Here is a 23,415-nt window from a genome sequence, read left to right on the forward strand (position 1 = left end):
CTCCGCACGGAGACGTCAGCTGGCGACGGCCGAGCGGGAGCGTCGCAGCTCGGCGGCCTCGACGGCGGCCATCGTCGCCTCGAGCTGATCGTCGGGTGCGTTCATCTCCTGTCGGAGGAACAGCACGCGCTTGAAGTCGCGACGTGCTCCCTCGGAGTCGCCGGCATCGAACCGGGTCTTGCCGCGGTGCTGCAGCGCGAAGGCGGCGATGCCCGCCCAGCCCTGCCCCTCGGCCTCCTCGACGCACGTCGACAGCTCGTGCTCGGCCGCGGAGTACGCTCCGCGGAACTGCTGGACGGTGGCGTGCAGCACGCGGGCGCGCAGGAGGTCCTTGCGGGTGCCGGCCATCCGCGCGACGCGCACGGCCTGCTCGGCGATGGACAGCGCCTCGTCGAGCTCGCCGAGCACCTTGAGCAGCCACACCCTCTCGAGGAGCGCAGGCAGGCTGCGCTGCACGCCGATCTCCGCCAGGCGCTCGCGGCACTCGGCCGGGTCGACGATCTCTCGAAGGGTCTCGGGGTCGTATCCGTGGATGAAGCTCAATTCCCTGGTCCCTTCCGCGCGGTCGCCCATCCAGTGTGCATGCCGTCGCGCGATCATCCCGACCGGCACACCGGGCACGTCGGGATCGGAGTCACCGGTCGAAGAGCGTCGCCGATGGCTTGGGCGACGCCGTCGCGTCGGCATCGGTCGCGGGCACGGCGTCGCGCACGAAGGCGTCGATCTCGCGCCCCTCGGCCACCTTCGCGGGATGCGGGCCCGCCGCCATGAGACGGGGCAGCCACTCGGTGGGGAGCGGGGCGGCGGACGCCGCGACGACGAGGTTGCCGAACCGGCGGCCCTTCAGCACCTGCACCTCGGCGAGCACGACGACGTGCGGCAGCACCTCGCGGATGGTCGCCACCTGACGTCGTGCGAAGGCGAGCCCCGCCCCGTCCGCGACGTTGACGAGGAGGACGCCGGCGGGGGCGAGGAGGGCCGCCGCCTCGCGGTAGAACTCGATCGTCGTGAGGTGCGCGGGCGTCTGCGCGCCCGAGTACACGTCGGAGACGAGCAGGTCGACCGACCCCGTCATGCTGTCGGGGAGGCGTGCGACGCCGGCGCGAGCGTCGCCGATGCGCACGCGGATGGCCGCTCCGCGCGGCAGGGGGAGATGTTCGCGCACAAGGTCGACGAGCGCCTGCTCGAGCTCGACCACCTGCTGGCGCGACCCGGGTCGGGTGTGGGCGATGTAGCGGGGGATGGTCAGCCCTCCGCCGCCGAGGTGCACGGCCGTGAGGGGCCCTGAGGGCAGCTGGTCGATGACGGCTCCCATGCGCGCCACGTACTCGAAGTGGAGATGGGAGGGGTCGTCGAGATCGACGTGCGACTGCGGCGTGCCGTCGACGATCAGCTCCCAGCCGCCGCCGAACTCGCCCGGTGCGATGCGGGCGATCGCGCCATCCGACAGCCTGGCCTGCGGTTCGTCGTGCGCGTCGCGTCGCTGCCGTCCCATGCGCCCATCCTCTCGCGTCGAGCCTGCTCGCGTCGCGTCGGCCCGGGCGCGCGGCGCCTGTCACCGCCGGTAGGCTGCCGCGAGCCAGCGGGTGTGCCGCCGCCACGGCTCGCCGCCGAGCGCGGCGATGTGCGCGAGCAGCTCCGGCGCCGCCGTGAACCACTCGCCGCCCTCCCGGAGGTGGGCGAACCGCGCGTGCCGTGCCTGCTCCACCGGTCGCCCGCCGCGCTCGAACGCGAGCAGATCGTCGTGCCGGATCGCCTTCAGCCGCCGCCGCGGATCGGCGGTCGTCCCGATCTTGATGCGATCGGCATAGCGGAGGTAGTAGACGACCTCGACGCGGGGCGGCGGCAGGTCGTGGTCGGGCACGTCGCCCACGACCCACCCGCACGCGGCGCACGCCGCGCGCCCGCCGACGCGCACGCGGTCCGGTTCGCCGCAGAACGCGCACGACACGGCCATCCCCATCACGACGGCAGGCTACGGCCGACCGCCGACATCGAAACATCCGCGACACCGCGCGCCCCTACGCTGGCGGCATGACGGATGATCGCGGCCGCGTCGTGCTCGCGGGCGTCACGACCGCGCTCGTCGGGTTCGCGAGCTCATCGGCGGTCGTGCTCGCGGGCCTCCAGGCCGTGGGCGCGACGCCCGTGCAGGCCGCGAGCGGCCTCGTTGCGCTGTGCCTGACGCAGGCTCTCGGGATGCTGTGGCTCGCTCGGCGCACGCGCCTTCCCATCGTGCTCGCCTGGTCGACGCCGGGCGCGGCGCTCCTCGCGGCGGGCGCCGTGCCGGAGGGCGGATGGCCGGCCGCCGTCGGCGCCTTCGCCGTCGCGGGTGCGCTCATCGTCCTGACCGGCCTCTGGCCGCGTCTCGCGCGCCTCGTCGCGGCCATCCCCGCGCCGATCGCGCAGGCGATGCTCGCCGGCGTGCTCGTGCCGCTGTGCCTCGCGCCCGTCCGCGGGGTGGTCGACGACCCGCTCTCCGTGCTCCCGATCGTCGTCGTCTGGCTTGTGCTGCTGCGCGTCGCGCCGCGCGGGGCGTCTCCGGCCGCCTTCGCGGTCGGCCTCGCCGTGCTGGGCGTGCACGCCGTCCTCGGCGGGGGAGCGGAGGGGCCCGTCCTGCCCGTCCTCGACCTCACCGCGCCGACGCTGTCGGCGAGCGCCGTCGTCGGCATCGCGCTGCCGCTCTACGTCGTGACGATGGCCTCCCAGAACGTTCCGGGTGTCGCCGTGCTGTCGTCGTTCGGCTACCGTGCGCCGTGGCGCGAGTCGATGGCGGTCACGGGCATCGGCACGATCGCGGGCGCGCCGTTCGGGGGCCACGCCATCAACCTCGCCGCCATCACGGCCGCGCTCGCCGCGTCGCCCGACGCCCATCCGGACGCCGGGCAGCGCTGGCGCGCGGTGCGCGTCGCCGCGGTCGTGTACCTCGGACTCGCCGCGATCGCGACGGCGCTCACGACGCTCACGGGTGCGGCGCCTGCCGTGCTCGCCGCCGTCGCGGGGCTCGCGCTCGTCCCGACGCTCGGCGCCTCGCTCACGGGCGCGGTCGCGAGCGCGGAGCGCGGCGACAGGGAGGCCGCCGTCGTCACGTTCCTCGTCGCCGCGAGCGGGGTGTCGGCGTTCGGGATCGGCGCGGCGTTCTGGGCGCTCGCCGCCGGCATCGTCGTCCACGCGGCCCTCGCCATCCGCCGCTGACGCCGGGCCCGGTGGGTGAGTGGGTGCGCGGCGTTGGGTGCGCGGCGGTCGATTCGCCAGTGCGGATGTGCGTCACTCGCCGATTCGCCAGTGCGGATGTGAGTCATTCGGGGGCCTTTGCCCGACTTCCGCACTGACGAAGCGGCGCGGGCGGACGTCGCCTCTTCAGCGGATGCGCTCGCCAGTGCGGATGTGAGTCATTCGGAGTCTCCTGCCCGACATCCGCACTGGCGAAGCGGCGCGGGCCCGACATCCGCACTGGCGAAGCACGAAGCGAGCGCGAAGCACGAAGCGCGAACAGCGCCGCCGGGCGCCGGCCGCGCGCGGTTATACCCGAGGGGCGCGCCGAGGTCAAGGATCCGGCTTGCCGTGGCGCGTCAGAGCGGCTATAGTCGATATTTGCGCTCCGATGGGTTTTCCATGCCTTCATATGGTGGTCGGCTGGATCCCGTGACTCCCCGCAGATAGCGGCGTGCGATTCACAGGATAGACCGTCGGCGCACCTCACCTGTCGACAAGGAATCTAGCGGCCCCGCGAGCGGGGCTCATGGAGGTTTTCCCCTTGGCTGCTGCGCGCAACGCATCCACCACCACACCGAAGAACGGACGCGGAGCATCCCGCCTCTCGTTCGCCAAGATCTCCGACACGCTCACGGTCCCCGACCTGCTGGCGCTGCAGACCGAGTCGTTCGACTGGCTCGTCGGCAACGAGGCCTGGAAGGCGCGCGTCGCCGAGGCCAAGGCCGCCGGCCGCACGGACGTGCCCGAGCGGAGCGGCCTCGACGAGATCTTCGAGGAGATCTCGCCCATCGAGGACCTGAGCGAGACGATGCAGCTCTCGTTCACGAACCCCTACCTCGAGCCCGAGAAGTACACGATCGAGGAGTGCAAGGACCGCGGCAAGACCTACGCGGCCCCGCTCTACGTCGAGGCCGAGTTCATGAACCACCAGACCGGTGAGATCAAGACGCAGACGGTCTTCATGGGCGACTTCCCGCTGCAGACCGACAAGGGCACGTTCATCATCAACGGCACCGAGCGTGTCGTCGTGTCCCAGCTCGTCCGCTCGCCCGGCGTGTACTTCGACAAGACGCCAGACAAGACCTCCGACAAGGACATCGTCTCGTCGCGCATCATCCCCAGCCGCGGCGCCTGGCTCGAGTTCGAGATCGACAAGCGCGACCAGGTCGGCGTCCGCATCGACCGCAAGCGCAAGCAGTCGGTCACGGTGTTCCTCAAGGCACTCGGCCTCTCGAGCGACGACATCCTCGAGGAGTTCGCCGGCATTGCCTCGATCGAGGAGACGCTCGCGAAGGACACCATCCTCACGCAGGAGGAGGCGCTCCGCGACATCTACCGCAAGCTGCGTCCGGGCGAGCAGGTGGCCGCAGAGGCCGCGCGCTCGCTCCTCGACAACTTCTACTTCAACCCCAAGCGCTACGACCTCGCGAAGGTCGGCCGCTACAAGCTGAACCAGAAGCTCGGCATCGACAAGCCGCTCGGCGACTCGGTGCTCACGGTCGAGGACATCGTCGCGACGATCAAGTACCTCGTCCGCCTGCACCGCGGCGACGAGACGTTCGAGGGCGTCCGCAAGGGCGGCGAGATCGTCGACCTGCGCATCGAGGTCGACGACATCGACAACTTCGGCAACCGCCGCATCCGCGCCGTCGGCGAGCTCATCCAGAACCAGGTCCGCACGGGCCTGTCGCGCATGGAGCGCGTTGTCCGCGAGCGCATGACCACGCAGGACATCGAGGCGATCACGCCGCAGACCCTGATCAACGTGCGCCCCGTCGTCGCCGCGATCAAGGAGTTCTTCGGAACCTCGCAGCTGTCGCAGTTCATGGACCAGAACAACCCGCTCGCGGGTCTGACCCACAAGCGCCGCCTGTCGGCGCTCGGCCCCGGCGGCCTCTCGCGCGACCGCGCGGGCGTCGAGGTCCGCGACGTGCACCCCTCGCACTACGGCCGCATGTGCCCCATCGAGACGCCGGAAGGCCCGAACATCGGCCTCATCGGCTCGCTCGCGTCGTTCGCGCGCATCAACGCGTTCGGCTTCATCGAGACGCCGTACCGCCGCGTCGTCGACGGCCGCGTCACGACCGACATCGACTACCTGACGGCCGCCGAGGAGACGCGCTTCAACGTTGCCCAGGCGAACGCGGTGCTCGCGCAGGACGGCACCTTCGCCGACGAGCGCGTGCTCGCGCGCCAGCGCGGTGGCTCGGGCGAGGTCGACCTCATCACGGCCGCCGAGATCGACTACATGGACGTCTCGCCGCGCCAGATGGTGTCGGTCGGCACCTCGCTCATCCCGTTCCTCGAGCACGACGACGCGAACCGCGCCCTCATGGGCGCGAACATGCAGCGTCAGGCCGTCCCGCTCCTCGTCGCCGAGTCGCCGCTCGTCGGCACGGGCATGGAGGGCTACGCGGCCGTCGACGCGGGCGACTCGATCATCGCCGACCAGGCGGGCGTCGTGTCGGATGTCACGAGCGACTACGTCTCCGTCCAGCTGGACGAGGGCGGACGCCGCGACTACTTCCTGCGCAAGTTCGACCGCTCGAACCAGGGCAACTGCTACAACCAGCGCGCCATCGTCAACGTCGGCGAGCGCGTCGAGGTCGGCGAGGTCATCGCGGACGGCCCCGCGACGGAGAACGGCGAGCTCGCGCTCGGCAAGAACCTCCTCGTCGGGTTCATGTCGTGGGAGGGCCACAACTTCGAGGACGCCATCATCCTCAGCCAGAACCTGGTGAAGGACGACACCCTCACCTCGATTCACATCGAGGAGTACGAGGTCGACGCCCGCGACACCAAGCTCGGCAAGGAGGAGATCACGCGCGACCTCCCCAACGTCAGCCCTGAGCTCCTCAAGGACCTCGACGAGCGCGGCATCATCCGCATCGGCGCCGAGGTCCGCCCCGGCGACATCCTCGTCGGCAAGGTCACCCCCAAGGGCGAGACCGAGCTCTCGGCCGAGGAGCGCCTGCTCCGCGCGATCTTCAACGAGAAGAGCCGCGAGGTCCGCGACACGTCGCTCAAGGTGCCCCACGGCGAGCAGGGCACGATCATCGCCGTCAAGGAGTTCAACGCCGAGGAGGGCGACGACGAGCTCGGCTCGGGCGTCAACCGCCGTGTCGTCGTCTACATCGCCCAGAAGCGCAAGATCACGGAGGGCGACAAGCTCGCCGGCCGTCACGGCAACAAGGGCGTCATCGCGAAGATCCTCCCCGTCGAGGACATGCCGTTCCTCGCGGACGGCACTCCGCTCGACGTCGTGCTGAACCCGATGGGCATCCCCGGTCGAATGAACTTCGGCCAGGTGCTCGAGACGCACCTCGGATGGATCGCCAAGCAGGGCTGGAAGATCGAGGGCGAGCCCGAGTGGGCCATCCACCTGCCCGAGGAGGCCCGCGAGGTCGCCCCCGGCACGAAGGTGGCGACGCCCGTGTTCGACGGCGCGCACGAGGCGGAGATCGCGGGTCTGCTCGACTCGACGAACGTCACGCGCGACGGCGACCGCCTGATCGGCAGCTCCGGCAAGGCGCAGCTGTTCGACGGCCGCACGGGCGAGCCCTACCCGGCTCCCATCTCGGTCGGCTACATGTACATCCTGAAGCTGCACCACCTCGTGGACGACAAGATCCACGCGCGCTCCACGGGCCCCTACTCGATGATCACGCAGCAGCCGCTGGGCGGAAAGGCTCAGTTCGGCGGTCAGCGCTTCGGCGAGATGGAGGTGTGGGCCCTCGAGGCCTACGGTGCCGCGTACGCGCTGCAGGAGCTCCTCACCGTCAAGTCGGACGACATCCTCGGCCGCGTGAAGGTGTACGAGGCCATCGTCAAGGGCGAGAACATCCCCGAGCCCGGCATCCCCGAGTCGTTCAAGGTGCTCATGAAGGAGATGCAGTCGCTCTGCCTGAACGTCGAGGTCCTCTCGGCAGACGGCCAGGCGATCAACCTCCGCGACACCGATGACGAGGCCTTCCGCGCAGCGGAGGAGCTCGGCATCAACATCTCGAGCCGCTTCGAGTCCGCCTCGATCGACGAGATCTGACCCGGTCAGCCGACACAGAGATTTCCAAACAGGAGAATCAATTGCTCGACGCAACAACTTTCGATGAGCTTCGCATCGGCCTGGCCACCGCCGACGACATCCGTCGCTGGTCCTTCGGCGAGGTCAAGAAGCCCGAGACCATCAACTACCGCACGCTGAAGCCCGAGAAGGACGGCCTCTTCGGAGAGCAGATCTTCGGCCCCAGCCGCGACTGGGAGTGCGCCTGCGGCAAGTACAAGCGCGTGCGCTTCAAGGGCATCGTCTGCGAGCGCTGCGGCGTGGAGGTCACCAAGAGCTCCGTGCGCCGCGAGCGGATGGGCCACATCGAGCTCGCCGCGCCCGTCACGCACATCTGGTACTTCAAGGGCGTGCCCTCGCGCCTCGGCTACCTCCTCGACATGGCGCCGAAGGACCTCGAGAAGGTCATCTACTTCGCCGCGTACATGGTGATCTCGGTCGACGAGGAGGCGCGTCACCGCGACATGCCGACTCACGAGAACAACCTGCGTCTCGAGATCAAGAACCTCGGCGACCGCCGCGATGCCCGCATCGCCGCCCGCCTCCAGAAGCTGGAGGAGGAGCTCGCCGCTCTCGAGGCCGAGGACGCCAAGGCCGACCAGAAGAAGAAGGTCCGCGACGCGGCCGAGAAGGAGATGGCCCTCATCCGCAAGCGCGCGGACGAGTCGGTCGCGAAGCTCGAGCGCATGTGGGAGGAGTTCCGCTCCCTCAAGGTCGGCGAGCTCAAGGCGGAGGACGACGTCTTCCAGGAGCTCCAGGACCGCTTCGGCCAGTACTTCGACGCCCACATGGGCGCCGAGGCCATCCAGCGCCGTCTCGCCGAGTTCGACCTGGCCGCGGAGGCCGAGTCGCTGCGCAACCAGATCGCCGAGGGCAAGGGCCAGCGCAAGATCCGCGCGATCAAGCGCCTCAAGGTCGTGTCGTCGTTCCTCGCCACCGGCATGTCGCCGGCCGCGATGGTGCTCGACGTCGTCCCGGTCATCCCGCCGGAGCTTCGCCCCATGGTGCAGCTCGACGGCGGCCGCTTCGCGACGAGCGACCTGAACGACCTCTACCGCCGCGTGATCAACCGCAACAACCGTCTGCGGCGCCTGCTCGACCTCGGCGCGCCCGAGATCATCGTGAACAACGAGAAGCGCATGCTGCAGGAGGCCGTCGACGCGCTGTTCGACAACGGCCGCCGCGGTCGCCCCGTCACGGGCACCGGCAACCGCGCTCTGAAGTCCCTGAGCGACATGCTCAAGGGAAAGCAGGGCCGCTTCCGCCAGAACCTGCTCGGCAAGCGCGTGGACTACTCCGGCCGTTCGGTCATCGTCGTCGGCCCGCAGCTCAAGCTCCACCAGTGCGGTCTGCCCAAGCAGATGGCGCTCGAGCTGTTCAAGCCGTTCGTGATCAAGCGCCTCATCGACCTCGGCCACTCGCAGAACATCAAGGCCGCCAAGCGCGCCGTCGAGCGCACGCGGCCCGAGGTGTGGGACGTGCTCGAGGAGATCATCCGCGAGCGTCCCGTGCTCCTCAACCGCGCCCCCACGCTGCACCGTCTGGGAATCCAGGCGTTCGAGCCGCAGCTCGTCGAGGGCAAGGCCATCCAGCTCCACCCGCTCGTCTGCGCGGCGTTCAACGCCGACTTCGACGGCGACCAGATGGCCGTGCACCTTCCCCTGTCGGTCGAGGCCCAGGCCGAGGCGCGCATCCTCATGCTCGCCTCGAACAACATCCTGAAGCCCTCGGACGGCCGTCCGGTGACCCTGCCCTCGCAGGACATGATCATCGGCCTGCACCACCTGACCACGCTGAAGAACGGCGCGGTCGGCGAGGGTCGCGTGTTCGGCTCCGTGTGGGAGGCGCAGCTCGCCAAGGAGGAGGGCACGCTCGACCTCCAGGCGAAGGTCCGCATCAAGGTCCCCGGCCTGACCTTCCTCGAGGGCCAGGCGCCCGAGGACTACGAGGCCCGCGGCCTCGTGGACACCTCGCTCGGCCAGGCGATCTTCAACGACCAGCTGCCGAAGGGCTACCCCTTCGTGCGCGAGCAGGCCGACAAGGGCAAGCTCTCGCAGATCGTCAACAAGCTGGCCGAGGAGTACCCGAAGGTCGTCGTCGCCGAGACGCTCGACAAGATCAAGGACGCCGGCTTCTACTGGGCCACCCGCTCGGGTGTCACGGTCGCGCTGAGCGACATCCTCACGCCCCCCAACAAGGGCGAGATCGTCGCGAAGTACGAGCAGCAGGCCGCCAAGGTCACGGCTCAGTACGAGAAGGGCCTCACGACCGACGAGGAGCGCCGCACGGAGCTCGTCCGCATCTGGACCGAGGCGACCGACGAGATCCAGAAGGAGATGCGCGCCAACTTCCCCGAGGACAACACCATCAACCGCATGGTGTCGTCGGGTGCACGTGGTAACTGGCTGCAGATCCGGAACATCGCGGGCATCCGCGGTCTCGTGAACAACCCGAAGGGCGAGATCATCCCGCGCCCGATCATCTCCTCGTACCGCGAGGGGCTGTCGGTGGCGGAGTACTTCATCGCCACGCACGGTGCCCGCAAGGGTCTGGCCGACACGGCCCTCCGTACGGCCGACTCGGGCTACCTCACGCGTCGTCTCGTCGACGTCTCGCAGGATGTCATCATCCGCGAGGAGGACTGCGGCACGTCGAAGGGCCTCGAGTACCCGATCGCCGCGGCAGACGCCTCGGGCGAGCTGGTGCGCGACGCGAACGTCGAGAACTCGGTGTTCGCCCGCAGCCTCGCGGTCGACGTGGTCGCGGAGGACGGCACCGTCCTCGCCCAGGCCGGACAGGACGTCGGCGACGTGCTCATCGACGCCCTCGTCGAGGCCGGCGTCAGCTCGATCAAGGTGCGCTCCGTGCTCACCTGCGACTCGGCCGTCGGCGTCTGCGCCCGCTGCTACGGTCGTTCGCTCGCGACGGGCAACCTCGTCGACATCGGCGAGGCCGTCGGCATCATCGCGGCCCAGTCGATCGGCGAGCCCGGCACGCAGCTCACGATGCGCACGTTCCACACCGGTGGTTCGGCGTCGGCGGACGACATCACGCAGGGTCTTCCCCGCGTGCAGGAGCTGTTCGAGGCCCGCACCCCGAAGGGCGCCTCGCCCATCGCGGAGGCGGACGGCCGCATCACGATCGAGGAGACCGAGAAGCAGAAGAAGGTCATCCTCACGCCCGACAACGGCGATGAGCCGGTCGTGTACCCGGTCCTGAAGCGTGCGACCCTCCTCGTCGAGGACGGCCAGCACGTCACGGTGGGCGACTCCATCCAGGTCGGCACGCGCGACCCGAAGGAGATCATGCGCGTGCAGGGCGCCCGCGAGGTGCAGAAGTACCTCGTGAGCGGCGTGCAGGGCGTGTACCGCTCGCAGGGTGTGCCGATCCACGACAAGCACATCGAGGTCATCGTGCGCCAGATGCTGCGGAAGGTCACCGTGGTCGACCACGGCGAGACCGACCTGCTGCCCGGCGAGATGGTCGACATGCGCCGTTACCAGGACATCAACCGTGCGGCGATCGCCGAGGGCAAGCGCCCCGCGTCGGGTCGTCCGGAGCTGATGGGCATCACGAAGGCGTCGCTCGCGACGGAGTCGTGGCTGTCGGCCGCGTCGTTCCAGGAGACGACGCGCGTCCTCACCGAGGCTGCCATGCAGGGCAAGCGCGATCCGCTGATCGGTCTCAAGGAGAACGTCATCATCGGAAAGCTCATCCCCGCCGGCACCGGGCTCTCGAAGTACCGGGACGTCGTGGTCGAGGCGACGGAGGAGGCGAAGACCGAGCGGTACCCCAACCGCATCTTCGCGTCCGACGGCGCGTACGCGGAGGGCGACTACTCGTTCGTCGACTTCGACGCGTTCACGACCGACGACTTCACGCCGGGCAGCTACAACTGACCTGACGCGCAGTCGCGAGAGGCCCCGGGGTTCCGCCCCGGGGCCTCTCGGCGTCTGCGGGCGGATGGCCGGGGCGCGCGACAGGGGTCGCGTCGCGGCGGCGGACGCGGCCGCGTCTCGGATGGCCGGGGCGGGTGTGCGCGTGCCGGTCACTCCAGATGGCTCCTGGCCCACGGGTCCGATTCGCGGTACGGGTGATGCCCGACATGACGGGGCGTCGGACGGCGCGGCGGGTGCGGACGGTCCTACCCTGGACCCATGGCGATCGGGGGACGGAGCACGGCGGCGACATGGATCGTGGGCATGATCGTGCTCGCCGTGATCGCGGGCATCGTGTGGATCGCCCTCCCCTCCCTCCATCTCGTCGGCGACTGGATCGCCGGGGCCGTGCAGTACTTCTTCGACTGGCTGCGCTCGATCACCCCCGAGCCGGCCTGACATCCGCGACATTCCGCGGCGAGGCTCCGTCGACGCGCCGGAACGGCCGGATATCCTCACGGCAGGGGAGAGTCCCCGCTGTGAGGAGTGCTTCTGATGAGCGACGCCCAGGGTTCGGCACGCGACCCGCGCACCGGCGATCCCATCGAGGAGTCGGCGGACGTCGACTCGACCGACGCCGTCGAGTCCGCGACCGCGGCAGACGCGCACGACGTCCATCACGCGGACGCGTCGGACGCGTCCCCCTCGGAGCCCGAGCAGCGGTCTGCGGCGGCCGACACGCCAGACGAGGTGCTCCCGTCGACGGCGTCCCGCGAGCCCGAGGCGACCCCCGCGGCCGCCGCGGATGCCGAGCCGGAGCCCGCCGCAGCGCCCGCAGCCGCCGCCACGCCCGCCGACGCGACGCCCGCCGGCACCTCCTCGACCCCCGTCGACAACGACGGCGACGGCGAGCCCGACTACGCCGCCCTCGCCGCGGAGCTGGAGGAGTTCGAGCGCCGGCACGCCGCGGCGACGGGCGCGCCGCTCACGGCGCCGGAGCCCGCCGACGTCGAGACCGCGCCGCGCCGCGACCCGTGGTTCGAGCCTGCGGAGACGAAGACGTTCTCGACGGCGGAGCCCGTGGCCGACCCGGAGCCGGCCGTGACCGCGAGCGAGCCGGTGGTGCCGGCGGCCGCCGTCGCCCCCGCCGCGCCGCAGCCGATCTTCGTGCAGGCGCCGGAGCCGCCCAAGGTGCGCGGCAACCGCGGGGCGGCCGGCCTCATCGGCCTCGTCGCGGCCCTCGTGTTCGCCGTCCTGTACGCCGCCGCGACGATCGGCTGGCTGGCCTTCCTCGGCCAGGTCGACCTGTCGACGATCGGCACCGTGGCGGTGCAGCTCGCGACGAGCGCCTCGCTGTGGGTGCCCGTCATCGTGTTCTGGCTCGGGTTCTGGCTGCTCGGCGCCCTCGTCAACCGCGCCCGCTGGGGAACCTGGGTGACGCTGGGCTTCTTCGTCGGCGTGATCGCGTACGGCGGCCACCTGCTCGGCCAGCTCTTCGCCGCTCCGTTCTGGATGCTCAGCCCCGACCAGGGCCAGGCTCTCGTCGTGACGGCGCTCGTGTCTCCTGTCGCGATCGCCGCGTTCGTCATCGCGCGCGAGATCACGATCTGGTTCGGCGCCTGGGCCGCTCGCCGCGGCGCGAAGGTCTCCGCGCAGAACGCCGAGGCGCAGGAGGAGTACGAGCGCACGCTCGAGGCCGGTCCGCAGCTGTCGGCGTGACCGGGCCGCGTCGCGAAGGCGAGGGGCTCCCGACGGGGATGCTCCTCGCCTTCGCCGTCTCCGGGTACGGGGCACTCGTCGTGTGCCTGCTCGGCTTCGGCAGCCTCCTCACCTCGTCCGACGTCATCGCCACGCCGGGCATCGAGATCGTCCCGGGGGTGCTCGCCGTCGTCGCGAGCGTGGCGGTCTTCGGCGGAGCCCTGCTCCCCGTCCTTCGGCCCGCCCGACCGCGATACCCGGCGACCGTCGGCGTCGTGCTCGCCGTCGTGGTGGGCTATGCCGCCGCGCTGTGGTTGCTCGCCCTCGTGTTCGGCGCCGACCTCGCGGCGGCGACCGCCGCCGTCGGGGCGGTCGTGATCGGATGGCAGGTGCTCGCGATCGCGCTGGCCGCGGCGATCGCGGCGTGGGCCGGCATCGCGGTCCGGCGCACGCAGGCGCGCCCGCCGCGCTGGCCGTGGGAACGCGACGGCGAGGAGTGAGCCGTCACTCGTCGAGCGCGTCGCATGGGGTCGCGATCGCCTTGACGAACGCCGCCGTCTGGTAGGCGTACTGATACATCCACTCGAGCACGTTGAGCTTCTGGTCGACGGCGACGACGGTGACGTCGCCCTCGTAGCAGCGGTCGAAGATGTAGCGCGTGCGTGCGACGTGCGGCGTGAAGGTGAGGACGACCGTCGACGCGACTCCGTGCTCGGCGGCGAAGTCCGTGAGGAACATCGCCTCGCCCTTCGTCGTGTACGGCTCGGGGTGCGCGCACACCACGCCCTCCTCCTCGCAGACGGGCAGCGCCTCGGCGCTCCACCCGCCGTGGTCGGACGTGGAGTAGAGCGCGAGGTCGGAGACGCCTTCCAGGTGCAGCGCCCGCTCGGCCGAGGTGCGCTGCACCGTGGGCGGGCCGATGACGTACACGAGGTCGGTCTCTGCGGGCATCTCGTCGACGGGCGGGAAGACGTAGAGCGGCAGCCCGGCGAGCGCGACGACGAGACCCGCCGCGGCGGCCCATCCGACGATGCGCGCGACAAGCCGTCGCGGCGTCAGACGCCGTCGCGGACGCCGACGGCGCGACCCGGATGCCGCACCCCGCGGTGAACCGGGCCCGGGCGGACCGCCCGCGGACGGCACAGGATCGGGGGGCGTGCGCCGGCGGGTCCCCGGGACGGCCGACAGCGGCTCGAGGGTCGCGCCCGACACGTCAGGGCCTCCCCAGTCCGCGGTAGTCCCATCCCGCTGCACGCCAGGCGTCGGCGTCGAGGCAGTTTCGCCCGTCGACGACGACGCGGCCCGTCGCGAGAGACGAGGCGTGGGCGGGATCGAGCTCCCGGCGGTACTCGTCCCACTCGGTGACGACCACGACCGCCTCGGCGCCCCGCAGCGCATCGTCGCGCGCGTCGGCGTACGCGAGCTGCGGATGGGCGCGGCGCGCGTTCTCGACGGCGGCGGGGTCGGTGACGACGACGTCGGCGCCGAGCCCCTTGAGCCGCACGGCGACATCGAGGGCGGGCGAGTCGCGGATGTCGTCGCTGTGCGGCTTGAACGCGGCGCCGAGGACGGCGACCCGCTTGCCGACGACATCGCCGCCGAGCGCCTCGCGCGTGAGGGTGACGGCCCGCTCGCGCCGTCGCAGGTTGATGGCGTCGACCTCGCGCAGGAAGGCGACCGACTCGCCCCGTCCGAGCTCCTCCGCCCGCGCCGCGAATGCCCGGATGTCCTTCGGCAGGCAGCCGCCGCCGAAACCGATCCCCGCCGACAGGAACCGCCGGCCGATGCGCGCGTCGTGCCCGATGGCGTCCGCCAGCTGCGTGACGTCGGCGCCCGTGACCTCGGCGATCTCGGCCATCGCGTTGATGAAGCTGATCTTCGTCGCGAGGAAGGCGTTGGCGGAGATCTTCACGAGCTCGGCCGTGGCGTAGTCGGAGACGAGGAAGGGCGTCTCGCGCTCGACCGCCGGCCGGTACACCTCGCGCAGCACGTCGGCCGCCCGCTCGCCCTCGGGCCCTGCGGGCACCCCCACGACGAGCCGGTCGGGCGAGATCGTGTCGACCACGGCCCAGCCCTCCCGCAGGAACTCGGGGTTCCACACGAGCACGGCGCCCGTGGGCGCGATGAGCTCGGCGAGCCGGGCGGCGGTGCCGACGGGCACCGTCGACTTGCCCGCGACGATGTCGCCGGGCTGCAGGTGCGGCAGCAGGGCGTCGACCGCCGCATCGATGTACGTCATGTCGGCGGCATGGCCGTCCTTCCGCTGCGGTGTGCCGACCGCGATGAAGTGCACGGCCGCGCCGCGCGCCTCCGCCGCGTCGGTCGAGAAGCGCAGCGTGCCCCCATCCACCCCCGCGCGCAGCAGCTCGGGCAGCTCGGGCTCGAAGAACGGAGCGTCGCCCCGCGAGAGGGCGTCGATCTTGCGCACGTCGACGTCGATGCCGACGACCTCGTGCCCGATCGATGCCATGGCCGCGGCGTGCACGGCGCCGAGATAGCCGCAGCCGGTGACGGAAAGTCGCATTGCGCTCCTTCAGAGAGGGGAGGGGATCAGGACAGGACGCTGAGCCAGAGGCCCTCGACGCGCGGGTACACGGAGCGCGCGGAGAACTGCTCGTCGAACCGCGCGTACCCCGCGTCGGCGAGCGCCGCGCGCGCGTCGTCGTCGTCGACGAGGCGGCGGAGCGCCGCGGCGAGGGCAGCGATATCGCCGGGAGGGACGAGGGCTCCCGCGCCCCCGTCGAGCAGCGATGGCACGCCGCCCACCTCGCTCGCGATGACGGCGTTGCGCCGCGCGAGAGCCTCGAGCACGAACATGGGCATCGCCTCGTCGCGCGAGGGCAGCACGGCGATCGCCGAGCGCTCGAGCAGGGCGAGCAGCGCGTCGTGGGCGAGCGCCCCGTGCACGACGACGCCCTCCGGCGCATCGACGACGACGTCGGGCTCGGCGAGCGGGCCGGCGATGTGCAGCGTCCATCCGTCGACGGGGCCGAGCAGCCGCCAGGCCTCCACGAGCACGTCGACGCCCTTGCGGCGGCCGACGGAGCCGCCGAAGACGACCATCCGCTCCTTGCCGCGGGTCGTGCCGGTGGGCACGGCGTTGGGGACGATCTCGACCCGCGCCGTCGGCACGAGGCGCAGCACGGCGTCGCGCGTCTCGGCGCTCAGCGCGACGATCGCGTCGGCGCGCGACAGCACTCCGGCCACGCGGGCGGGATGACGCTCGGCGTAGTCGACGAAGCTGCTGCCGTGCAGATGCACGACGGTCCGGTAGCCGAGGAGCGCCGCGAACCGCTCCAGGCTCCCCTCGCGCACGAACGATCCTCCCTGCGAGAGGTGCACGGCGACGACGGTGCTCCGCCGGGCGCCGAGGAAGGGCAGCCGCGCGAGGGCGCCCAGGTAGAGCAGGACGGCCCTCGGGCCCGTGGTGCCGTCGCGCGTCGTGAGCAGCCGCACGCGGGACGCCTCGAACGGCCAGGCGATGAACGCGTTGACGACCTGCGTCATCCCTCCGGCGACGTCCCCGCGCCGGCCGAGGTGCCAGACGGTGCGCCGACGCGACGGCGGCTGGGCGAGGACGCGCTCGACCGACTCGCGGATGCCCTCGAGCTCGGCGCGCGCTGTCTCGAGTCCTCGCGCGAAGCGCGGCCAGTCGTCGGCCGCCGCGTCGACGAAGCGGTCGACCTCCTCCGCCGGCCGCGAGGCGATCGGCAGGCTGACATCGGGCAGCGACGCGGCGCGGAAGTGCCGGTCGATCTTGTCGGACGCGTCGACGAGCGCGGCTGCGGCGGGAGCGCCTTCGGTCACCGCCGCGATGAGCACGTGCAGCCGGTCGCTCACGACGACGGCTGCGCGCCGGTAGAGCTCGCGAAGGGCGAGCTCGTGCCCGCCGTGGTCGGCGTCCGGCCAGGGATGCACCCGTCCGCCGAGGCGCTCGGCGAGCAGCGCGGAGTGCAGCCGATCGCGCTCCACCTGCACGATCGCGACGACCTCGAGCCCGCGCCGCTCGGCGACCGCGCGCACACCGTCGAACCACGCATCGGGCGGCACCGGGCGGTCGCCGCGCATCGACACGACGAGCAGCGTCCGCTCCTCGTCGCCGCGCGGATGGTCGGAGCCCTCGGCGAAGGCGAGGTCGGGGCCGACGCCCCCCGTCCCCAGGAACCGCGCCGTGCGGTGGTCGCGCCACACGGTGAGGTCCGTCAGCGAGAGCGACGGCAGCATGAGCGCGCGGGCCAGGGGGCGGAACCCCCGCGAGCCCGCGCCGACGCGGACGACGGCACCGCCGCGCGCCCGGACGAGGAGCTGCAGGGGCACGAGGCTCACATGCTCCTTGAGGCCGGCGAGCGTGATCTGGATCTCCCCCGGCTTGAAGACGTACGAGGCGCGGCCGCGCACCGCGTCGCGCACGGCGTCGCGGTAGAACGCGGCGAAGCTGCGGTACACGATGTCGTCGTCGGCGAGGCCGAGCGCCTCGGCGTATCCCGCGGGGGAGTCGCCCACGAAGACGTGCAGCCGGCCGAGCGGCTGGAGCCAGCGGATCAGACGGCGTCGCAGGATGACGTCGCCGATGTTGTCGTACTGGCCGATCGCGGGGACGTAGATCTCGATCACGGGGTCCTCTCAGCCGGCGAATCGGGGCAGGTCGGCGGTGTCGGCAGTGCCGGAGATCACCCGCAGCGCCGCGGCGCGCTCGAACACGGCGGCGTCGAGCTCGTCCGTCTCGACGGCGACGCCGATGCCCGCCTCGTTCATGAGGCGGGCGATCTGCGCCTGGTGGTCGTCGACGTGCTCGCCGCGGGCCTGCCGGCGCACGGCGGCGACGGGGTAGATGCCCATCTCGAGCAGTCCCATGATCGTGCCGACGCCCGCATGCGTGATGACGACGTCCGCCTCGCGCGCCGCGCGGTCGAAATCCTCGCTGGCCATGTGGGTGTGGACGCGGCCGGGCAGATCGTCGCGGGGCGTGTAGCCGAGCTGCCACGTCGTCTGGTCGCCCGCGATGCCGGAGGCGAGCACGGCGTCGACGAGCGAGTCGAACCGGTAGCCCTTGATGGTGCCGAGAGTGACGAACACGCGCAGCGGGTGCGACGGCGAGTAGAGCCGCGGAACCGTCGTGTACGTCTCGAGCACGCTGGGGTGCACGCCCCAGCGGCCGCGGGCCCATGTGCGGTGCTGCGAACGGACGTCGAAGGCGTGCGAGGCGTGCAGCATCCGCCCCGTCATCGACGGCCCGTCGACGCGCGACACGCTCTCGATGTAGAGCGAGGGGATGCCCTTCATGCGCGCTGCGGGGAGCGCGGCGAGCGCGAGGGCGGCGCCCGTGCTGACGGCGGCATCGAAGCTCTCGTCGGCGAGGGCGTGCCGCACCACGAGGTGCGCGAGCAGCGTCGACTGCCAGTCGCGCGGTCGGATGTACGGCACCATGAGCGTGCGCCGGCCCGCCAGGAGCGACCGCGTCTGCGGGGAGTCGAAGCTCACCCAGAGGGAGTCGTCCTCGGCGCCGAGGCCGCGCGCCAGGCGGACGAGCTGCGCGATGTGCCCGCCCGTCGAGGCCGCGAGCATCAGCTTGCGCGGCCTCTCCTCGGTGAGCGGGGGGAGGGGGACTCTCAGACCAGCCATCGTGATCGGTCTCCTTGTCGTCTCGCGGATCGGTGTGCGGGGGCATGGATCGGGTCGTCGAGTTCGGGTCGTCGAGTCGAGTTCGGGTCTAGAGGCGGGCGCCTGGTCGGTCGAGGAGACGCCGCAGCAGGGCGGGCCAGGCCCATCCGGCCGTGTAGAGCGCCGCGCGCCGCGCGTCGCCCTTCCGGAGGAGCGACCGCACATGGGCCGGGCTCATGCGCGATCGGACGTCGGCGAGGAGGGCGCGGGCGTCGGCGGCCGGGTAGGCGCCGGACGTCGCGTCCTTGAATCCGGAGAGGTGCAGGTACCGCGCCTCGTAGTAGCGGTGCTCCACGCCGCCGCGGAGGCCCACGCGCTCGGCCGCGTCGCCGACGACGTCGCCGAGCACGCGCAGAGCCTCGGCACGCCGCGGGTTCGAGCGGATGATCGACCCCTCCCGCAGGCGGTAGGTGTAGACCGTCCCCGGCACGACCGCCACGCGGGTCGCCTCGGCGAGCGCCTGGGCGACGATCGCCTGATCGGAGTGCTGGGCGATCCGCGTGAACGGCACGCGTGCCACCAGCTTCCGTCGGAAGAGCTTGTTCCAGAGGTGGCCCGTGAGCTCGCCCGTCAGCAGCTCGGCGAGGGCCGATCGCGCGGCGAGGACGCGGGGGCTGGCGCTCGACTGCAGCATCCGCGTGGCTCGCCCCGGGGCGACGACGGCGGCAGCGGCGCAGACGACGTCGGCGTCGTAGCGGTCGGCGGCGCCGATCATGCGCTCGAGGGCGTCGTCCGGCCACTCGTCGTCGATGTCGATGAACCAGACGAACTCTCCCGACGCGGCGGCGACGGCGGCCTCGCGGGCCGCCGCGACGCCGCCGTTGCGGGGGAGCACGATCGCCTCGACGCTGTCGTGGACGTCGGCGAGGGCGCGGGCGACGTCGGCTGAGCCGTCCGACGATCCGTCGTCGACCACGACGATGCGCGCCGGAGCGGTCTGGCGCAGCAGCCGTTCGACGGCGGACGCCACGAACTCCTCGCCGTTGAAGCAGGGCACGACGACGGTCGCCCTGGGCGATGTCCGCAGGGACGCCCGCCCTGCTCCGTCCGGTGCTGTCGCGGCATGCGTGTTCATCGTGCTCTTCCTCCTCGGCGTTCTCCGTCGGATGATCCGGCTCGAATCCGTGGGGCCCGGCACGTCGTTGGCGACACCCCCGTGTGGTTGGCACCGTAGCCCGATGCGACCCCGGTCCGCGACGAGATTTTCCATTGGTTAACGAACACGTAACGGCAGAACTGCGCAGGGTAGATGCCCGGATATCGGAATTCATACAAGCCGGAAAAATGCCTCTGACCGGGGCATCGTGTCTCACTGTCGGCATGGGTAGTTCGGCCGTTTCGCCCGTTGCCCGGTTGCGGGGTGTGTGTATGGTCGGGGATCGACGGGCGCGATGCGGCACTTCGCGTCCTGCGACGCGCCCATCGGATCCCGCCCCACCGGAGAAACGAGAGCACATGCTGACAGGCCGCGATCGGAGCCGGCTCGAGGCGCTGAGAGCGCGCACACGGCAGACGCTGCTCGAGGCGATCGGCGATGTGCGCGAGGTCGCGCTCCTCGACATGCCGAACCAGCGCAACGTCGGAGACTCGCTCATCTGGGCGGGCGAGATCGCCTACCTGCGCGACATCGGCATCCGCGTCGCGTACACGTCCGACATCGGGGGCTACCGCGCCGAGGACGTGCGCGCCGCGATGCCGCACGGCGTCGTGCTGCTGCACGGCGGCGGAAACTTCGGCGACCTCTGGCCGGGCCACCAGGCGCATCGCGAGCGCATCCTCGCGGAGCTGCCCGACTACCGCATCGTCCAGCTGCCGCAGTCGATCCTGTTCTCCTCGGACGAGAGCGCCGCCCGCGCCGATGCGGCGCTCGTGGCTCACCCCGACGCCCTCGTCCTGCTGCGCGACGACGAGTCGATCGAGCGGGCGCGCGTGCAGCTGCCGTCGGCCCAGGTGCGCTTCTGCGCCGACATGGCGCTGGGATGGGATGCGCCGGCCGACGCGGGCCCCCGCCGCGACGGCGACGTGCTCGTCATCGCGCGCTCCGACCACGAGAGCGCATCCGGCCTCGCGGCCGTCGGCGGCGGATGGCTCGGCGACGGGCCCGTGCGCGTCACCGACTGGGGCGCGATCGGCGGATGGGCCGGCGTGCGCTGGCGCATCGCCCGAGCCGTGACGGCCCTCGACCGCCGTCTCGTGCAGGCGAGCCGGCGATGGGGCACGCCGCGCCTGCGTATCGCGCACGGGCTCGCGGAGCACGCCGTCGCCCGCATCAACGAGGAGAACATCCGGGCCGCCGTCGCGCTCTACGCGGGGTCGCGCCTCGTCGTCGTCGACCGTCTGCACGCCCACGTGCTGGCGTGCCTGCTCGGCATCGAGAACATCGTGCTCGACAACAGCTACCGCAAGATCGGGTCGGTCTTCGACGCCTACACGGGCGGGTTCTCGACGGCCCTGTACGCGAGCAGCGTCGACGACGCCCGCTCCCTCGTGGAAGGACTGGTCTCGACCTGATGCTCGCCTTCATCACCTCGCTCCGCCATCCGCAGAATTCCGCCGACTACCGACGCGTCGAGGAGCTGCTGCGGCTCACGCTGGCATCCACGGCGAACCAGACGAGCGACGACTACGTCGTCATCGTCGTCGGCAACGTGCGGCCGTCGTTCGAGCTGCCGCCGCGCGTGCACTTCGTTCCCGTCGACTTCCCCGCGCCCGCGCCTCCCACCGGGCCGCGCACCGACCGGGCGCCGTTCGTGTGGGACAAGGGCACGAAGATCGGCATCGGGCTCGCAGCCGCGCGCGAGCATTCCCCCGATCACGTCATGATCTTCGACGCCGACGACTTCGTGCACCGCGACCTCGCGGCCTTCCTCGCAGGCCGCAGGGACGACCGGGGCTGGGTCGTCGATCGCGGCTGGATGTACTCGCGCTCCCGCAACGCCTACCGCGCGCAGAACGCCTTCAACCGCATCTGCGGGACGTGCCACATCCTGCCGTATTCCGCGTACGGCATACCGGACGACCTCGCCGTGACGTCGACGCAGGAACAGGTCGCCGCGGCGTTCGGGGAGCGGCTCGAGGCCATGCTCGGCGCGCATCACGGGGCCGTCGAATGGCACGCCGCGCGCGGGCGCACGCTCCACGCGATCCCGTTCCGGGCCGCCGTCTACCACGTCGACACGGGAGAGAACCACTCCGGCAAGGCCATGACGGGCGCCGCTCGTCCCTACGGCCGCTCCCTCCGCCGCGATTTCGCGATCGACGCCTCGCTCGGGGCCGGTGCGACCTGGTGGTCGGCCCTGCGCCCCGCCGCGATCGCGCAGAGCGTGTCGGACTACGCCTCCCGCAACCGCCGCCGTGCCGCGCGGTTCGCCAGGAGGGTCCTCGTCCGCGCATGATCCTCGACGACGGGGACGAGGGACTCGGCCGCCGGGCGACGCGCTCGATCGGCTGGATCGTCGCCGAGCGCTGGTCGTCGCGCCTGCTCATGCTGGGCGTGTTCGCCGTGCTCACGCGACTCCTTCCCCCCGACGCCTTCGGCCTCATCTCGCTCGCGAGCGCCTTCATGGCGATCATGCAGGTGTTCGTCGACTCGGGCTTCAGCAAGGCGCTCATCCAGCGCGACCGCATCGAGGCGGTCGACGCCTCGACGGCCTTCTGGACGTCGCTCGGGATGTCGGCCGTGCTGTCTCTCCTCGTCGTGCTGGCGGCCCCCGCGCTCGCGGATGCCTTCGACGAGCCGGGCCTCGCCGACGTCCTACCCGTGCTCGCCCTCGCGCTGCCGATCACGGCGCTGTCGCAGACGCCGGCCGCGCTGCTCGAGCGCGAGCTCGGCTTCAAGACGCTCTCCATCCGCCAGTCGATCGGCACGATCGCGGGCGCCGCCGTCGCCCTGCCGGTGGCGCTGGTGGGCGGCGGCGTCTGGGCGCTCGTCGCGCAGTCGCTCGGCACGGCGGCCGTCGCGGTCGTCGTGCTGTGGACCTCGACGACGTGGCGTCCGCGCTTCGAGTACTCCTTCGCGTCGCTGCGCGGTCTGTGGACGGTCGGCGTGAGCGTGCTCGGCATGGAGCTGCTCGACGCCGTGCAGGCGAACGTCGACAAGATCGTCGTCGGCGCGTTCTTCTCGGCCACCGAGCTGGGCTACTACTACGTCGCGCAGCGCCTCGGCACGATCCTCGTCGAGCTCGTGACCTCCGTCATCGCGCGCGTCTCGCTGACGACGTTCTCGAAGGTGCAGGACGACCTGCCGCGCCTGAACCGCATCTTCCGGCAGATGACGTTCGCCGCGTCGGCCGTGAGCTTCCCGATCTTCTTCCTCGTCGCGGCGCTGGCCGATCAGGTCGTGCCGTTCGTCTTCGGCGGCGGATGGGAGCAGGCCGTCTCGATCCTCTGGGTGCTCGCCCCGGGGTGGGCGCTCGGCACGGCGATGTACTTCGACCGCTCCGTCATGGTCGCGACGGGGCACGCGCAGACCGCCTTCTGGCTCGCCCTCGCGCAGAGCGTCGCGAGCATCGCTCTCGTCTTCGCGCTCGTGCCGCTCGGCCTGCTCGGGGTCGCGCTGTCGCGCTGGGCGCGCGTGGTGCTGTGGCCCGTGCGGCTGTGGCTGCTGCGGCGGTACATCGACCTGCCCGTGTGGCGCTACGTCGGGCAGGTGGCGCGCTGCCTCGTGGCGGTCATCCCCGTCGCGGGCGCCGTGATGCTCCTGCAGCCGACGCCGTGGGCGCAGTCGGACGGCGCGTTCTGGACGTTCGCCGTGCCGGCGGCCGTCGTGGGCGGCGCGGTGTACGTCGTGCTGCTGCTCCCGATCGCCGGTGACGAGAACCGCAGGGCGCTCGCCGCCGCGGCGGCCCCGATCGCCCGCGCGCTCGCTCGACGCCGCCCCCGGACGGCGGAGTGAGGGGCGGC

The 23,415-nt window shown here is 71.6% G+C and carries 17 protein-coding genes; 9 read left to right on the forward strand and 8 right to left on the reverse strand.

All coding sequences use genetic code 11. The features are described from left to right. Positions 1 to 15 precede the first annotated feature (15 nt). From ABD998_RS10915 to ABD998_RS10925, 3 genes are all read right to left on the reverse strand, one after another. Entirely contained in the window at positions 16 to 543 is a 528-nt protein-coding gene (locus ABD998_RS10915; protein WP_345439119.1) for a hypothetical protein, read from the reverse strand. Positions 544 to 634: 91 nt separating this feature from the next. After that, positions 635 to 1,495 (reverse strand): spermidine synthase, encoded by an 861-nt coding sequence (locus tag ABD998_RS10920; RefSeq protein WP_345439001.1) that lies wholly within the window; start codon positions 1,493 to 1,495, stop codon positions 635 to 637. A gap of 60 nt (positions 1,496 to 1,555) precedes the next feature. Continuing rightward, on the reverse strand, positions 1,556 to 1,963 hold the full coding sequence (locus tag ABD998_RS10925; protein ID WP_345439121.1) for a GIY-YIG nuclease family protein: 408 nt from the start codon (positions 1,961 to 1,963) through the stop codon (positions 1,556 to 1,558). Between the two features lie 71 nt (positions 1,964 to 2,034). On the opposite strand from ABD998_RS10925, the gene ABD998_RS10930 reads away from it, so the two are divergent. The 6 genes from ABD998_RS10930 to ABD998_RS10955 all read left to right on the forward strand — a co-directional run bounded on the left by ABD998_RS10930 (position 2,035) and on the right by ABD998_RS10955 (position 13,352). After that, the gene (locus ABD998_RS10930; protein WP_345439003.1) at positions 2,035 to 3,195 is read left to right on the forward strand and encodes a benzoate/H(+) symporter BenE family transporter; all 1,161 of its coding nucleotides are present in this window, start codon (positions 2,035 to 2,037) and stop codon (positions 3,193 to 3,195) included. Positions 3,196 to 3,757: 562 nt separating this feature from the next. Further along, the gene (gene rpoB / locus ABD998_RS10935) at positions 3,758 to 7,258 is read left to right on the forward strand and encodes a DNA-directed RNA polymerase subunit beta (protein ID WP_345439005.1); all 3,501 of its coding nucleotides are present in this window, start codon (positions 3,758 to 3,760) and stop codon (positions 7,256 to 7,258) included. 41 nt (positions 7,259 to 7,299) lie between these two features. Continuing rightward, positions 7,300 to 11,175, forward strand: coding sequence for a DNA-directed RNA polymerase subunit beta' (rpoC, locus tag ABD998_RS10940; RefSeq protein WP_345439007.1), 3,876 nt, complete (start codon positions 7,300 to 7,302; stop codon positions 11,173 to 11,175). A gap of 258 nt (positions 11,176 to 11,433) precedes the next feature. After that, a complete protein-coding gene (locus ABD998_RS10945) occupies positions 11,434 to 11,613 on the forward strand; it encodes a hypothetical protein (protein ID WP_345439009.1) in 180 nt (59 codons plus the stop codon). Between the two features lie 96 nt (positions 11,614 to 11,709). Beyond that, positions 11,710 to 12,873 carry a CvpA family protein gene (locus ABD998_RS10950; protein ID WP_345439011.1) on the forward strand — a complete coding sequence of 388 codons (1,164 nt, stop codon included), beginning with the start codon at positions 11,710 to 11,712 and terminating at the stop codon, positions 12,871 to 12,873. Beyond that, entirely contained in the window at positions 12,870 to 13,352 is a 483-nt protein-coding gene (locus tag ABD998_RS10955; protein ID WP_345439013.1) for a hypothetical protein, read from the forward strand. The genes ABD998_RS10950 and ABD998_RS10955 overlap by 4 nt, the downstream gene beginning before the upstream one ends. A gap of 4 nt (positions 13,353 to 13,356) precedes the next feature. Here the strand turns inward: ABD998_RS10955 and ABD998_RS10960 are convergent, their stop codons facing one another. From ABD998_RS10960 to ABD998_RS10980, 5 genes are all read right to left on the reverse strand, one after another. Next, a complete protein-coding gene (locus ABD998_RS10960; protein WP_345439015.1) occupies positions 13,357 to 14,064 on the reverse strand; it encodes a YdcF family protein in 708 nt (235 codons plus the stop codon). A gap of 1 nt (position 14,065) precedes the next feature. Next, a complete protein-coding gene (locus tag ABD998_RS10965) occupies positions 14,066 to 15,376 on the reverse strand; it encodes a UDP-glucose dehydrogenase family protein (protein ID WP_345439017.1) in 1,311 nt (436 codons plus the stop codon). A 26-nt stretch (positions 15,377 to 15,402) separates the two neighbouring features. Continuing rightward, the gene (locus tag ABD998_RS10970) at positions 15,403 to 17,466 is read right to left on the reverse strand and encodes a glycosyltransferase (RefSeq protein ID WP_345439019.1); all 2,064 of its coding nucleotides are present in this window, start codon (positions 17,464 to 17,466) and stop codon (positions 15,403 to 15,405) included. Between the two features lie 9 nt (positions 17,467 to 17,475). Next, positions 17,476 to 18,474: a glycosyltransferase gene (locus ABD998_RS10975; RefSeq protein WP_345439021.1), complete on the reverse strand. Its 999-nt coding sequence runs from the start codon at positions 18,472 to 18,474 to the stop codon at positions 17,476 to 17,478. Between the two features lie 88 nt (positions 18,475 to 18,562). Continuing rightward, complete coding sequence (locus ABD998_RS10980) at positions 18,563 to 19,588, reverse strand: glycosyltransferase family 2 protein (protein WP_345439023.1); 1,026 nt, start codon at positions 19,586 to 19,588, stop codon at positions 18,563 to 18,565. 380 nt (positions 19,589 to 19,968) lie between these two features. Between ABD998_RS10980 and ABD998_RS10985 the strand changes: the two genes are divergently transcribed. From ABD998_RS10985 to ABD998_RS10995, 3 genes are read left to right on the forward strand one after another with little or no spacing between them, the layout of a single operon-like run. Beyond that, the gene (locus tag ABD998_RS10985; RefSeq protein WP_345439025.1) at positions 19,969 to 21,024 is read left to right on the forward strand and encodes a polysaccharide pyruvyl transferase family protein; all 1,056 of its coding nucleotides are present in this window, start codon (positions 19,969 to 19,971) and stop codon (positions 21,022 to 21,024) included. Next, a complete protein-coding gene (locus ABD998_RS10990) occupies positions 21,024 to 21,908 on the forward strand; it encodes a glycosyltransferase family A protein (protein WP_345439027.1) in 885 nt (294 codons plus the stop codon). Before ABD998_RS10985 ends, ABD998_RS10990 begins: the two co-directional genes overlap by 1 nt. Further along, positions 21,905 to 23,407, forward strand: a complete 1,503-nt coding sequence (locus tag ABD998_RS10995; protein ID WP_345439029.1) for a lipopolysaccharide biosynthesis protein — start codon at positions 21,905 to 21,907, stop codon at positions 23,405 to 23,407. Before ABD998_RS10990 ends, ABD998_RS10995 begins: the two co-directional genes overlap by 4 nt. The last annotated feature ends 8 nt before the right edge of the window (positions 23,408 to 23,415 follow it).

It is taken from the genome of Microbacterium gilvum, assembly GCF_039543865.1.
In the GTDB taxonomy this organism is placed as follows: Bacteria; Actinomycetota; Actinomycetes; order Actinomycetales; family Microbacteriaceae; genus Microbacterium; species Microbacterium gilvum.